The 13,647-nt window shown below is 23.8% G+C and carries 20 protein-coding genes and 1 other RNA gene; 20 read left to right on the top strand and 1 reads right to left on the bottom strand.

Annotated elements, in window-relative coordinates; all coding sequences use genetic code 4:
• Nucleotides 1-135 precede the first annotated feature (135 nt).
• The 3 genes from smpB (at nt 136) to AAHM95_RS07715 (ending at nt 3,314) form a co-directional block, all read left to right on the top strand.
• The gene (gene smpB, locus AAHM95_RS07725; protein WP_342274565.1) at nt 136-567 is read left to right on the top strand and encodes an SsrA-binding protein; all 432 of its coding nucleotides are present in this window, start codon (nt 136-138) and stop codon (nt 565-567) included.
• A gap of 26 nt (nt 568-593) precedes the next feature.
• Complete coding sequence (locus tag AAHM95_RS07720; protein ID WP_342274564.1) at nt 594-1,880, top strand: hypothetical protein; 1,287 nt, start codon at nt 594-596, stop codon at nt 1,878-1,880.
• A gap of 192 nt (nt 1,881-2,072) precedes the next feature.
• Nucleotides 2,073-3,314, top strand: a complete 1,242-nt coding sequence (locus tag AAHM95_RS07715; protein WP_342274563.1) for a ligand-binding sensor domain-containing protein — start codon at nt 2,073-2,075, stop codon at nt 3,312-3,314.
• 619 nt (nt 3,315-3,933) lie between these two features.
• Here the strand turns inward: AAHM95_RS07715 and AAHM95_RS07710 are convergent.
• Nucleotides 3,934-5,051 (bottom strand): IS3 family transposase gene (locus tag AAHM95_RS07710; protein ID WP_342274562.1). Its coding sequence is split into 2 segments (ribosomal slippage): nt 3,934-4,781 and nt 4,781-5,051, totalling 1,119 coding nucleotides; the frame shifts between segments, so codons are not numbered across the junction.
• Nucleotides 5,052-5,191: 140 nt separating this feature from the next.
• Here AAHM95_RS07710 and AAHM95_RS07705 point away from each other — a divergent pair.
• The 17 genes from AAHM95_RS07705 to AAHM95_RS07625 all read left to right on the top strand — a co-directional run.
• Entirely contained in the window at nt 5,192-5,467 is a 276-nt protein-coding gene (locus tag AAHM95_RS07705; RefSeq protein WP_342274561.1) for a BspA family leucine-rich repeat surface protein, read from the top strand.
• Nucleotides 5,468-5,563: 96 nt separating this feature from the next.
• Nucleotides 5,564-5,980: a transfer-messenger RNA gene (gene ssrA / locus AAHM95_RS07700) on the top strand.
• Nucleotides 5,981-6,820: 840 nt separating this feature from the next.
• The gene (locus AAHM95_RS07695; RefSeq protein ID WP_338979028.1) at nt 6,821-7,333 is read left to right on the top strand and encodes a hypothetical protein; all 513 of its coding nucleotides are present in this window, start codon (nt 6,821-6,823) and stop codon (nt 7,331-7,333) included.
• Nucleotides 7,334-7,541: 208 nt separating this feature from the next.
• Nucleotides 7,542-7,703 carry a hypothetical protein gene (locus tag AAHM95_RS07690; RefSeq protein WP_338975224.1) on the top strand — a complete coding sequence of 54 codons (162 nt, stop codon included), beginning with the start codon at nt 7,542-7,544 and terminating at the stop codon, nt 7,701-7,703.
• An 8-nt stretch (nt 7,704-7,711) separates the two neighbouring features.
• On the top strand, nt 7,712-8,185 hold the full coding sequence (locus tag AAHM95_RS07685) for a hypothetical protein (RefSeq protein ID WP_338975223.1): 474 nt from the start codon (nt 7,712-7,714) through the stop codon (nt 8,183-8,185).
• Nucleotides 8,139-8,432, top strand: coding sequence for a hypothetical protein (locus tag AAHM95_RS07680; protein ID WP_338975222.1), 294 nt, complete (start codon nt 8,139-8,141; stop codon nt 8,430-8,432). The genes AAHM95_RS07685 and AAHM95_RS07680 overlap by 47 nt, the downstream gene beginning before the upstream one ends.
• Nucleotides 8,433-8,435: 3 nt before the next feature.
• Nucleotides 8,436-8,594 carry a hypothetical protein gene (locus AAHM95_RS07675; protein ID WP_342273952.1) on the top strand — a complete coding sequence of 53 codons (159 nt, stop codon included), beginning with the start codon at nt 8,436-8,438 and terminating at the stop codon, nt 8,592-8,594.
• Nucleotide 8,595: 1 nt separating this feature from the next.
• The gene (locus AAHM95_RS07670; protein WP_342273888.1) at nt 8,596-8,739 is read left to right on the top strand and encodes a hypothetical protein; all 144 of its coding nucleotides are present in this window, start codon (nt 8,596-8,598) and stop codon (nt 8,737-8,739) included.
• Complete coding sequence (locus AAHM95_RS07665) at nt 8,726-8,980, top strand: hypothetical protein (RefSeq protein ID WP_342273951.1); 255 nt, start codon at nt 8,726-8,728, stop codon at nt 8,978-8,980. Before AAHM95_RS07670 ends, AAHM95_RS07665 begins: the two co-directional genes overlap by 14 nt.
• A 47-nt stretch (nt 8,981-9,027) precedes the next feature.
• A protein-coding gene (locus tag AAHM95_RS07660; RefSeq protein WP_342273950.1) for an IS3 family transposase occupies nt 9,028-10,145 on the top strand; the annotation gives its coding sequence in 2 pieces (ribosomal slippage) (nt 9,028-9,298 and nt 9,298-10,145; 1,119 coding nt in all).
• Between the two features lie 111 nt (nt 10,146-10,256).
• Entirely contained in the window at nt 10,257-10,532 is a 276-nt protein-coding gene (locus AAHM95_RS07655) for a hypothetical protein (RefSeq protein WP_342273890.1), read from the top strand.
• Complete coding sequence (locus tag AAHM95_RS07650) at nt 10,501-11,262, top strand: hypothetical protein (RefSeq protein ID WP_342273891.1); 762 nt, start codon at nt 10,501-10,503, stop codon at nt 11,260-11,262. Before AAHM95_RS07655 ends, AAHM95_RS07650 begins: the two co-directional genes overlap by 32 nt.
• Nucleotides 11,263-11,278: 16 nt before the next feature.
• Entirely contained in the window at nt 11,279-11,437 is a 159-nt protein-coding gene (locus AAHM95_RS07645; RefSeq protein WP_174480523.1) for a hypothetical protein, read from the top strand.
• A gap of 34 nt (nt 11,438-11,471) precedes the next feature.
• Nucleotides 11,472-11,660 carry a hypothetical protein gene (locus AAHM95_RS07640; protein ID WP_338975562.1) on the top strand — a complete coding sequence of 63 codons (189 nt, stop codon included), beginning with the start codon at nt 11,472-11,474 and terminating at the stop codon, nt 11,658-11,660.
• 13 nt (nt 11,661-11,673) lie between these two features.
• On the top strand, nt 11,674-12,051 hold the full coding sequence (locus AAHM95_RS07635) for a hypothetical protein (RefSeq protein WP_338975557.1): 378 nt from the start codon (nt 11,674-11,676) through the stop codon (nt 12,049-12,051).
• A 17-nt stretch (nt 12,052-12,068) separates the two neighbouring features.
• Complete coding sequence (locus AAHM95_RS07630; RefSeq protein ID WP_342273892.1) at nt 12,069-13,253, top strand: hypothetical protein; 1,185 nt, start codon at nt 12,069-12,071, stop codon at nt 13,251-13,253.
• Nucleotides 13,254-13,267: 14 nt separating this feature from the next.
• On the top strand, nt 13,268-13,647 hold a 380-nt coding region (locus tag AAHM95_RS07625), incomplete at its 3' end, for a hypothetical protein (RefSeq protein ID WP_342274560.1).

The raw sequence follows: 13,647 nt of genomic DNA, 5'->3' as shown, positions 1-13,647 counted from the left end.
CTATTGATTAATCTAACCTTCATTAGATTATAGCATGTTCTTAATAAAAAACAAATTTAAGTAAGTATTTCGGTATTTATGAAATTATTATTATATAATCTAATTATAAAGTTTATGAAAATAATGGTGGAAACAATGAAAATAATTGCAAAAAATAAAAAAGCGTACTTTAATTATGAATTATTAGAAAAATTAGAAGTGGGAATTGTTTTGACTGGTTCTGAAATTAAATCAATTCGTTTAGGTAATGTATCTTTACAGGATAGTTATGTAACTTTTAGTAATAATGAAGCTTATATTATTAATATGAACATTAATACTTATAAATTTACTACTAGTTATATACTTGATCCATTAAGAAAAAGAAAATTACTTTTAAATGCTCGTGAAATTAAAAAAATTCAACAAGAACAAAAGCAAAAAAACTTAACTGTTGTTCCAACAATGATATATTTAAATAGTAAAAGTATAGCAAAGTTAGAAATAGCATTGGCTCGTGGTAAAAAAAATTATGATAAAAGAGAGACGATTAAAAATCGTGATGCAGTAAGACAAATCAAAAAATAATAATTTAATTAAGAAAGGAAAAAACTATGATAATATGATTACCTTTCTTAATAATCTTTTGTTTATTTACAAGTTTTTATTTATTTTTTCTTTTTAAGCAAAAGATAAATAAGTGACAATGATTATTTATTAGTTATTATTTTTTTCTTTATCTTGGTATTAATAGTTTAAAAGCTATTAATAATTTTTTAGTTTTATCATTAACTAATTTAGTAACTGAAGCAATTAGTATTACAGTGATTATTTCGCTTACTGTAATTATTTTTGCTATACCAGCTACTTTTTTTACTGCAAAATTTAAAAAAAGAAAGTTGTATATTTGATGAATGCATAGTTGACTTTTGGTTACTTGCTGTTTAGTTTTAATTGTACCAAATTTATGATCTTTGATTTTGTTAAATATTGCGTTAGGAATGAGTACTGCATCATTGGGAGTTCATGAATTAATGTTCAATGAACAATATTTTGTAAAATCACATGCTTTTTTAACTTTTACTATACTTATTGTTCCGGGATTATTGGCAAGTTTAATTATTATACCAATTAATATGCTCACATTTAATATTTCAACTATTACAATTTCAAAAATCAGTTATTTCATTATTGCTGCTTTGTGTTTTTTCATTTTGACTTTTTTCATGTCTTTTCTTTTACGAGAAGATCCAAAAAATATGGGTATGCACAATGAAATAGTTTTAAAAAAAATTAAAACTTTTTCTCAATGAAAAATAATAATTTTAATTATGTTTGGATTAACTATTTATTTAATTTATTATTTAATGAATTCTCAATTTTTTAATTATAGAATAAGTAATATTGATCAAAGATGGCATGTTTATAAAACTTTATTTACTACTTTGCCACAAGTAATTAGTGTTTTTTTATTGGGATGATGATTATATTATTTTTTCAGTACTAATATTGCTTTATATTTTGGTTTTGGGATTTATATAGTAAGTATTATGGTTAGTTTAGTAACTAATAATATTTACGCAGTTTTGATTTCACAAATTTTATCCAATATTGCTTTTGGTATTTGTAGTTTTGTTGTATATAGTTTGGTTTTAGATTGAAATTATCGACAATTAATGCCTATCACAGGAATTTATGCATCATGTATAGCTATTTTAACTTGTAGTGTTGATTTACTCGATAGTTTTATTAATTATAATTTAATTACTTTAAATAACGAAATAATGTTTTATATTGGTAATAGTATTGCGTTATTAACTGTTATTAGTTTAATATTTATTACGTTATTTTCTTCAAATTATTGAGTGACAGAAAAGCATCATGTTTTAATTACAAAATAATTTTATTTTTAGATATTATATTTAAAGTGTTAATTATTAAAATAATTGTAGTTTCTTTTTAAAGTTTTAAAATATTAATTATACATATTGTATATGTATAAATTAAAATTTAATTTATAATTATTTTTTATTTTTATAATTAATTTAATGTTTCTATAAATTAATTATAAAAATAAAAAGGAGGTTTTTAATATGAAAACATTATTAGCAGCAGTAGGTGCTTTAACATTATCAACAACCATAGGAAATTTAACTGAGGATGTTTTAAAAACAACTTCACAAAAAACTAAATTTGAAAATAATAATATTAAAAATAAAACAATTTTAGAAAAACAATATAGTGCAATTGACTTAGCTGATATCATTACTGAATATAATTTGGGAAAAGTTAATAGTGGAAAAGATCTAATGCCATCTAAAATGAGTTTATTAATAGGAATTAAAGAAGTAAATAAAAAAGCTGCATTACTAACTATTGAAAATTTTGATATTAAAAAATATAGTGTAAGTTCTGTTACGATCATTGGTAAGAATAACTATGTAGGTGAAGTAACTTTACAATATAATATTATTAATTTTGTTCCTCAAAAATTAGCAGATGAAAATATTTATGATTTGGGTGTTGATTCACAAGGTAATATTTTTAGGACACAAGAAGATAAAGTTTATAAGCTTACACCAACGGGATTGGAGTTAATGTTAGAAATAGAAAGAGGTTCAACTCTTAGAAATTTAGTGGTTGATGCCGAAGATAATGTTTATGTTGGTAGTGATAATGGTGCAGTTTATAAAAGTGATGTTATCCATAATTTTTCAAAAATTATATTATCAGAAAATTCACCACGTTGAATTTCATGCTTAACAATTAATAAAACAACTGGTATTGTTTATGCTGGTAATGACATTGGTGTATATAGTATTGGTCAAACTGGTAATGTTAGTTTGATTTTTGGGACAAATGGAGATTATATTAGAAGTTTAGCAATTGGTCCAGATGGTTCAATTTATGCTGGTGTTAATTATGGTGGTAAGATTTATAAAACCGATGGAATTAGTGGTCAATTTAGTATTTTTGAGCAAAGATCAGATGCTAATCAGATAAGTAGTTTAGTAGTTGATAATGAAATTATTGTTTATGCTGGTTCTTGAATTGGCAATGTATATAAAATTAAAAATAGAACGTATAATGCAATTTTAGAAACGAATCCAAATCATGAGATTAAACGTTTACTCTTAGATAAAAATAATGATTTATATGCTAGTATTGATTCAAATAAAGTATATAAAAAATTAGCACAGCAAGATTCATTTTCTGAATTATCTGGAATAAAAAATACTAATGATCATATTTTTGCATTAACTGTTGGTCCAGATGGTTCAATTTATGCTGGTGGTTCTCAAGGAATTTTATATAAAGCCTGAAATTTTAATTAAAATATTAATATATAAAAATATTTCTTGGTTTTATAGAAAACTATTTATATATGATTTAATATTGAATTTATTATAATAAATAATAAAATAACCTATTTCATGATTATTTTTTAGACCATAAATAAAATGTAATTATGAAGTGGGATTTTTATTTTTTTTAATATTTTCAAAATGTTTTAACAAATCACTATTGAAATAAAATTTAAGCATATTAAATAATTTATTACATAAAATTATATAAAATATGGTCATGCCATTATAAAAAAATTAAGAATTTAAGAGAGGTTTTTTATGTCTGAAAAAGTAAAAAAAAGAAAATTATTACTGCCATTGTTGGTGGTACTACTTTAGTTGGTGGAGCCACTGCTGGTATTTTGTATACTTCTGATATAGAAGCAAAAAACGAGGAAGAAAATGAAAAAGAAAAAAAATAAAATCACAATTTAATCCAAAGATTTTATTACCTAAACCACCAAATTCAAATAGACAATCAAATCGTTATAAATATACAATAGTACAACAACAAGATACAATTTACGTTGATAGTAATGGAGAAGAGCAAACAACTAGTAAAATAGACTTATCAGATATAAAAATGGAATGGCAACCCTTTTTAGGACTATTTTTTGGTAGACATTTGTTTTTGATAACTAATTGGAGTTAGGTAGTTTAGAGTACTGTGAATTCTTATGTTGTTATATCAATTGATGTAATCAAATAATTCTAATTTTAATTGGATTAATGATGTAAAATTTTTATCATTAATAAATTCAATTTTGAAAGTTTTAAAAGTTGCTTCAGCAACAGCATTGTCATAAGGACATCCTTTTTTGCTTAAAGATCGAGTTATGTTGAAAGCTAATAAAAGTTTATCAATAGTTTTATTATTGAATTCATTACCGCGATCAGTATGAAATATTTCAATATCTTTTAAACAGTGATTTGATTGCATAAATGCTTGATATACTAATGATGCATCTTTTTTAACTCCAACACTATTTCCAATAATTTCGCGATTAAATAGGTCGATTAATAGGCAAATATAGTTTCATTTACCATTAACTTGAACATAAGTTAAATCACTAACAATAACTTCATTTTTAATTCTATTATTAAAGTTTCTATTAACAAGATTGGTTATTTGACTATCATTGACTTTATTATGATAATTTTTGAATGATAATTTAGTGTATTTTGATATTAAATTATGCTTATTCATAATTTCTTTAATTTTTCTGCGTGATAAATAAATTTCTTGGTTTGCTAGTATGACTTTTAATCTTCTAGTACCATAAACTTCTTTATTTTCTTTAAAAGCACTAATAACAGCTTGTTCATAAATATTATTTTGAATTTTATTTTTTTTCTTTAAATTAAAATAATATGTTGATTTAGAGAGTTTTAAAAAATGACACATTGTGCGAATTTTATATTTAGATTTATTATTTGCAATAATCTCTACTTTCTGCCTATTATTAGTGCTGCTTGCTTTAAAATATCAATTTCCATTCGTAACTGTTTTAATTCTTTATTTGCTTGAATTAATTGTTTTTCTAAATCTGAAAGATTATCTTTAGTTTTAAAACTACTTGAATTAGTAAATTGCTTAATTCAATTGTAAGTAGCTGCTCTTGTAACATTGTATTCTTTAACAAGGAAAGATACTGATTTGCCACTTTGATATAAAGCTACTATTTGTTTTTTAAATTCATCTGAATATGAGTTAATAGTGACCATAATTATAATTCCTTTCTTTTAACTAATTTGTTCACTTGTCTATGTAATTAGTGTCCAATAAAGTGTAACCCATCCAAACTACTGAAATCATTCAAATTGGATTTTATAAAAATGAGAAAAAAGAAATTCAAGTTGTCAGAATGCCAAAAACAATTCAAAAAGTACCAGATCAGTTACCATCAGAAATAACAAGTACAAAACAGATGTTTCAAAGTGCTTCATCATTTAATCAAGATATTTCGGGTTGAGATGTTTCAAATGTAATAACTATGCATCATTCTATGTTTGCTGGTGCAATAACGTTTGATCAAAATTTATCACAATGAAATGTTTCAAAAGTAATAATTCATGATAATTTTGCTATTAATTCTCGAATTAATAATAGCATTGATAAATTGCCAAATTTTAATTTTTAGATTTTATAATTTATGATGAAAATTTGAAAGAATTATTAGTAATTTTTAAGAAAACCAAAAATTGCTTTATATTAGAAAGTAATGTATAATATTAACGGGGATGTTCTGGTTTCGACAGGAGTGAACAACTAATTGTGGCAGTGGTTTGGTAGACCATAATACTACGAGGTTTCATAACCGGAAAACAAACTAAAACCGTAGTACCTAACTGATTCACAACAAAGTTAAACAACTTTGGATTTGGTTTAGGAAATCAAGCAGTTTTACCTGCTTAATTACTTAAGAAGTAAATACTACCGTTGCTAATAGCAAGTTTATCAATATTAGTAACGTATCATAAGGATAAACTAGAAAAAATGATGTTAATAAATTTTTTCGAATTTCCATTAACTAGCTATTCATAATTTCGTATAATTTATTATTAAATAGTGATTTTTCTAAATTATACTAAACTGTAGATACAGTTAGTCAGTTAACTTTTGGACGCGGGTTCGATCCCCGCCATCTCCACCATAAATTAAATGCACAATTGTGCTTTTTTTATTATTTAATTTAATAATTAATTATAAATAACTTTATAAGATTTTGGGAGCGTGTCGAAGATGTCGATAACTAAAAAGTTTTAAAAATAGCTCCTTTCTTTTTTAAATCCTTGAATTAAAAATAAATGACAAAAGACGAGAATAAAATTCTTGTCTTTTTTTTGTAATTGTAAAATTTTAAAATTTTTATTATTAACATCCTTTAAATATCTACTACACGCAGTGACCAAGTAGGAGAAAGTTAATAATTAATAATCTTCTTTAACGCTATTATCAACACGTGTTAGGGAACTAAAAAAGTGAACTACAACACAGTTGTTAAAAATAGTAGCTAGAACATGTGGACTTGCATGGATAAATAAAAAGTGGAGTGATACCTAATAAAATATACTAACCATTTAATGGTAATTCTTGGGGTGGGAGCGAATTGGAAACTAGTATATATAGACCTGTTGTAGGGACCTATTGTATTAATTCTATTCTTTATTTAACCAACCTTGCCACTCCCCAGTGAGCAAGTGTTGGTTTTATTTTTTATTTTTTTTGAAAAATTTTTTTGGGCGAGAAAATAAATTTCAAACTTGTAAAAAAAATTGAGCGGTGCCGGTTCAATTAAAATATTAATTTATTAAACATAAATTAAATAAATATTGAATCGAATGCCTCAATGTTTTTTAAAATTTCACAATTTATTTTTGAGCCCAGAATTTCTGGAATGAATAAAACTAATAATAGTATTATTAATAATTTAAAAATCAAAATATATGTCCTTTATGCTAGAAGCAACAGGACATATTAGGAAAGGATTATTATGCAAATAGAATTTAAAAAAGAACAAATTGTTAAAGATAAACCACAATCTATTCTTATTGATTATGTTGAATATAAATTATCACTTCCAAAATGAATGATTAAAAATAATTCTTTTATTGTTGATAATAATTACACATATTGGGTTTTTAATTCTGAAAATATTAAAAGAGAATTAAATGGTGATGAATTAACAAAATTATTAGAACCATATATTTCTGAACAGAAAATAACTGTTAATAAACCAGAAACACCCAAAGAATATTATCTTAATGATATAAAACTTGAACCATTAACATTTTATGAACAGCATAATAGTTGATTTATTGGTGAAATAACTGATAGTAAAACAAAGATTACTAATCCTTGTTTTAAATATAATGTTACATGAGAAGAAAACAGAAAAGGTTTTAAACTAAATAATCCATATAACCATAATGATTTGTCAATTAATTATATAGTCACTTCTTATAAACATATTTCAACTCATAATGAAAAGATATTTTATTTATAAAGAAAAAAACTATGAATAATAAAAATAAAAAATGTGAATTAAGAGTTTGTATGGATAAAGTTTGAAAAGAATGTATTAATAATTCTACTAAAACTATTAAATATAAAAATTGACCAATACCTTATTTAATATGTGACAGTTGTTATAACAAAATACCTAAATACCTTAAACAAACAGCAAAAATAATTGAAAAGGGATGATTTACATAATGGAAAAAAAGATTATTGAATATAAAGTAGGATTAATCAAACAAATTGATAGTTTACAAAAAAATAATTTAGTTTGTGGACATAAAGAGTTTATCGAAGAATGTAAATATTGCTGAAGTAATTGTGATTTAGAAATTATTAAAACAATTGTTAGAGGTTAATTTGATTAATGCAATATGACTTAATTATTGGAATTGACCCTGCTGGTATTGGTAGTAATGGAATTATTATATACTCAAATGAAACTAATAATATTGTTTTTAATGAAACATTTAAAACTAAAACAGTTTTAAAAAGCAAAAATCTATTTAAAGAATACTTTTTATTAATTAAAAAACATTTTGATAATAAAAAAATATTAGTTATTGTAGAAAATTTCTTTTTAAATTCAAAACAATTATTAACAAATCCATTAGCAACTCCTAAAATTATTGGTGCTTTAATAGTATTAGCAGAAGATGTTATGAATTGAGATTATTTAGAAAGTGAACCAAAAAATAAAAACAAAATAGAAAATTATAAAGGAAATATAAAATTAACAAAACATGAACAAGATGCATATAAGCATATTAAATATTATTTAAGGAATTATAAAAATGAAAGAGAAAGCCAATTATGTCAAATTAACAGTAAAACTGAGTAACACTATTGAAACAAAATATTACGAAAAAGGTAATAAAGAATTATATTATAGTGTTCGAGGTCAATGAAATGGATTAAACTATGTTACTTTAATTTTTAACAACCCAAAATTTTATAGACGCTGTATTTTATTAAACAAAAACGATGAAATTATTGTAACTGGTCAAATTTTTAACACTTTAAATATTCCTAAAAATCGTGCATTTTGTTCAATAAATGTTAAATGATTTAAAAAATGAAAAGAGTAAAAAATGATATTATGAAAAATTTTATTAATAATACCAATATTAATAACAAGCATAACACTAATAATATTTTTAATATTTATTAGTAAAGAATTAAAAAATGAATATAAAGTATTAAAAATATTAAGTGAAATTGCTAATCAAATTAAAAATAAGGAGAAATAATATGAAATATGAAGATAAATGTTCTATGTGCAATAAAGTAAAAGAAAACTTTTTATCCAATACCTGTAATAGTTGTTGATTAGAATCAGTTAATAAATGAAATAGAAGAAGTTGAAGAAATTTAGGAGACATTGATAATCAATAAAGAAAATATACCATGTTGTTTTAGTGAAGTTAATGAACTTGGTAAACATATAACAAATTGTAATAATTTACCAACAAAATTAGATAAAGATAATGTTCAAGTAAGATATTTTTGTGATAAACATATGATAAAAGTTGAAAATATAAGAAGAAAAATTGTCCAAAAATATATTAATGAATATAAAGAAAAATTAATTTTAGATATCGATGAAATGGATGGGTTACACTTTATTGGACACTAATTACATAGACAAGTGAACAAATTAGTTAAAAGAAAGGAATTATAATTATGGTCACTATTAACTCATATTCAGATGAATTTAAAAAACAAATAGTAGCTTTATATCAAAGTGGCAAATCAGTATCTTGCCTTGTTAAAGAATACAATGTTACAAGAGCAGCTACTTACAATTGAATTAAGCAATTTACTAATTCAGGTAGTTTTAAAACTAAAGATAATCTTTCAGATTTAGAAAAACAATTAATTCAAGCAAATAAAGAATTAAAACAGTTACGAATGAAAATTGATATTTTAAAGCAAGCAGCACTAATAATAGGCAGAAAGTAGAGATTATTGCAAATAATAAATCTAAATATAAAATTCGCACAATGTGTCATTTTTTAAAACTCTCTAAATCAACATATTATTTTAATTTAAAGAAAAAAAATAAAATTCAAAATAATATTTATGAACAAGCTGTTATTAGTGCTTTTAAAGAAAATAAAGAAGTTTATGGTACTAGAAGATTAAAAGTCATACTAGCAAACCAAGAAATTTATTTATCACGCAGAAAAATTAAAGAAATTATGAATAAGCATAATTTAATATCAAAATACACTAAATTATCATTCAAAAATTATCATAATAAAGTCAATGATAGTCAAATAACCAATCTTGTTAATAGAAACTTTAATAATAGAATTAAAAATGAAGTTATTGTTAGTGATTTAACTTATGTTCAAGTTAATGGTAAATGAAACTATATTTGCCTATTAATCGACCTATTTAACCGCGAAATTATTGGACATAGTGTTGGAGTTAAAAAAGATGCATCATTAGTATATCAAGCATTTATGCAATCAAATCACTGTTTAAAAGATATTGAAATATTTCATACTGATCGCGGTAATGAATTCAATAATAAAACTATTGATAAGCTTTTATTAGCTTTCAACATAACTCGATCTTTAAGCAAAAAAGGATGTCCTTATGACAATGCTGTTGCTGAAGCAACTTTTAAAACTTTCAAAATTGAATTTATTAATGATAAAAATTTTACATCATTAATCCAATTAAAATTAGAATTATTTGATTACATCAATTGATATAACAACATAAGAATTCACAGTACTCTAAACTACCTAACTCCAATTAGTTATCAAAAACAAATGTCTACCAAAAAATAGTCCTAAAAAGGGTTGCCATTCCAGAAATTATAAATGATAAAAATCCACATAGAACTTATACAGAATATGTCTTTTCTTTAAAAGAAAGAATTGAAAATGGAGAATTTGATAATGATTAAATTAAAAGATTTATTTGGTGAAGATAAAATAGAAATATTTTCACCAAATCCCAAAGATTTAACAGATAGTAATGATATAAAAGCATTGATTTTATGAAAATATCCCAATGTCATTGCTAAATATTTAATTGTTTCTCAACCACATGCTAATACTGCAATTTTAGTTGGAGATAACTTTAATTATCAAGGTTGAATAGAAGTTTTTATTAAACAGAAAGTAGAAGGAGTAGAAGAAAATGCCAAATGACATAACTGTACAATCAAGTAATTACACTTTATTAAAATTAATAAGAACTGGAGCAAGTCCATTATTTGGTATGATAGGAACTTCTGCATACTATGGTCAACTTATTGGTAATCCAATATTAGGTAGTATAAATGCTTTATTATTTTCTAAAAAATTAGGAATTGATATATGAAATTTAAATCAAATGCCAAATTTAAAAAGTAAACTATTAAATTCAAGTAAAAAAATAGCATTAGGATTAGGAACAATTGGTTTAGCAAATTATAGTAAATTTACTGAAACAATAAATCCTATCACCCCAACTACAACCACTACAGAAACTCCGCCATGACCAGCATTAACATTATCAGTAACTAACAATAATGTTAATGACCAATCTTTAATGGATTGAGATACTTATATATCTTTAAATTCATATGGTATTGCAAATTTGGTTGCTGGAATTACAGAATTAATACCAAGTAAATTTGAAACTATACGTAAAATAGCAAATATGGCAACTGGTGGTTGTTTGATTAGTAGTGGTGTTGCTATGGGTATTAATAATGATTTTATGAATGCTTATGCAGTTCCGACTATTATTGCTGGTGCATCTGAAATTATCCATAATTTACTACCAATGGAAACAACTAATCATGTTGAAGAAATGCAAGAAACAACATTTACTAGTGAAAATGCAAGATTAATTAATGATGTTGTAGATAGAATATCACCAGTATATAGACCAACTACATATTATGACAGTTTATAAAGGAGGTGAGTAATTTATGAATAAAGAAAAATTAATTGAATATTATAATCACGAAATAAAAATACATAAAGAAAGGATGGAACAATTAAATAAAGAAATTTCTTTATTAGTAACTATTATAAGTAATTATCAGTCAATGGTTGAAAGAATTAATGGTGGTCAATTTGACGAATAATTAAAAAATAAATAATTGAAAGGAAAATATTGAAATGAAAGAATTATTGCATGAATTAATCATTATTGGAACAAGTGTAGGAACATTAATTTGCAGAGAATTAATTGTTTGATTTAAACGATTTATTACAACTCCAAAACATGTTCGAGCAAATAATAAAGTAATAAAACATCAAAAAAAATTAGCAAAATTAAATGAAAAAATTAATAAAGAAAATAAATAAAGGTGTAATGTAAATGTTAGAAAATGAAACTAATGTTCAAGAAACAACTGAACCTTTAACTGAAAATAATGATTTGCAAAAAGAACAAGAAACTAAGATTGTTGAATTAGAAAATAAGTTAAATAAACTTAATGAAGAAATTAAAGAAAAAGAAATGCTTAATATATTTAAAAAATATCAAGTTAAAAAAGAATTTTATGATTTTTTAAAATTTAAAACAAGTAATATAGAAAATTCAAAAGTAGAAGACACTATTAAAAAAATGATTAAAGAACAACCAGTATTTAAAGAACCAATTAATACAGGTGGTAAACAAGAAACAATATTAACAAATCAATCGAATTCAATAAAAAGTAGTTTATTGGATTATAAAAAGAAAAATAATTTATAACAGAAAGGAAAATAAAAATGGCAATTAATATTCAAACAAACTTAAATAATACAGAAAAACTAGTTGAAGCACCAGAATTTATTGAATTTTTCAAACAATCAAATAGTCCATGAGCAAACTTTTTTCCTATTGAAATAGTTAATTCTACTAAAATAGAATTTATTATTAAAGTTCCAAAAGACCCATCAATTAAAGTTATTGCATGAAATGATAAAAGTCAAAGAATAGATGTAACTTATGCACAAACTGATACTATTCCAAAAATAATTGAAAAATTATATGTTGCTGGTGAAACTATTGCAGCAATTGACTTAAATGCTGAAAATGGACAAAATTTATTAGAAAGTATGCAATATGAAGTCGCTAATGATTTAGCAGATAAATTAGCAACTGATGATATACAAGTAATTAGCGATAACGGAACTAAAGTAATAATTAGTGACACATCACCAACAGGGCATATACAGGCAATGTTATCTGCTTGAAATACTTTATTTCAATTAAGAAATAGTGCAAATTGTCGTTTCTTTATTACAAATAATCTTTATGATACTATTGTTTATTTGGCTAATAATAAAGGTTTAATTACAGATAACCAAATTGCTCAACAACTAAGATTAAATGGTAATGATTTATATATAAAAGGTGTATTATGTCAAATTGTAATGGATGATTATATGACATTTACTGATAGTGAAAATAAAAAACAAATTATACCTTTTATTTTAGCAACATCAAGAGCAATGAAAAGATATATGTTACAACAAACAATTGTTTATGTTCAAGAAATTGCTGATGGCAAACTTGGTAGAGCATATAAAGTTGGTGGTGAAGTACTAGGTCAATTAATTCCTTATATGTCAAAAAAAGAAACAACATCACGTTGAATGCTATGTGGAATTATTACTAAAACAGATTTAAGTAGTAAACTTACAATTTTAACAACTGATATTACTGCTAATACGAATAGAAAAAATCAATTACTAGATACAGCAATAAAAAATGCAAGAGAAATTACTGGTTTGAATCCAGCATTAGATTTAGTACATGCAAATATTAAATATTTTAGTGATGCACAAGGCAAAACTGATGTAAGTAATCAAAATCAAAAAGCAGGAGATTTATATGTAATTATTACTGCAGATATTAATGATGCAAATTATCAAGGTTCAACAAATCCTATAAAAATAACTCTTAAATAATAAGGACATTAATTATGCCTATTGGTACAGCAAATACAGCCACACTCTTAAAAATAAATAAACCCAAACATACTAGAATTAGTCAACAACAAGAACATAAAAGTTTATGATGAGAAATTTTAGAAATGATTGGTGTACAAGTTATAGCAGTAGCACTTGCTCCTTTTACTGGTGGTTTAAGTGAAGATTTAGCACTTGGATTAGGTGCAAGTGATTTAATTGCTAGTATTAGTGCTATTGGTGTAGAATTTTTAACTGATTTTACTATTAATCAAGTTTATGATTATTTAAAAGGAAATGTAACACCATTAAATACTTTTTTTAATATATTACCAGCATTTGCTGGACTTAATAAAATTAGTCGTGGTTATCGTACAACTAAATTTATTAAGTT

Source organism: Spiroplasma endosymbiont of Phycita roborella, from assembly GCF_964031195.1.
GTDB lineage: Bacteria > Bacillota_I > Bacilli_A > Mycoplasmatales > VBWQ01 > Spiroplasma_E > Spiroplasma_E ixodetis_A.
The sequence above is the reverse complement of the archived record's forward strand: the minus strand, read 5'-3'. Positions and strand labels throughout refer to the sequence as shown.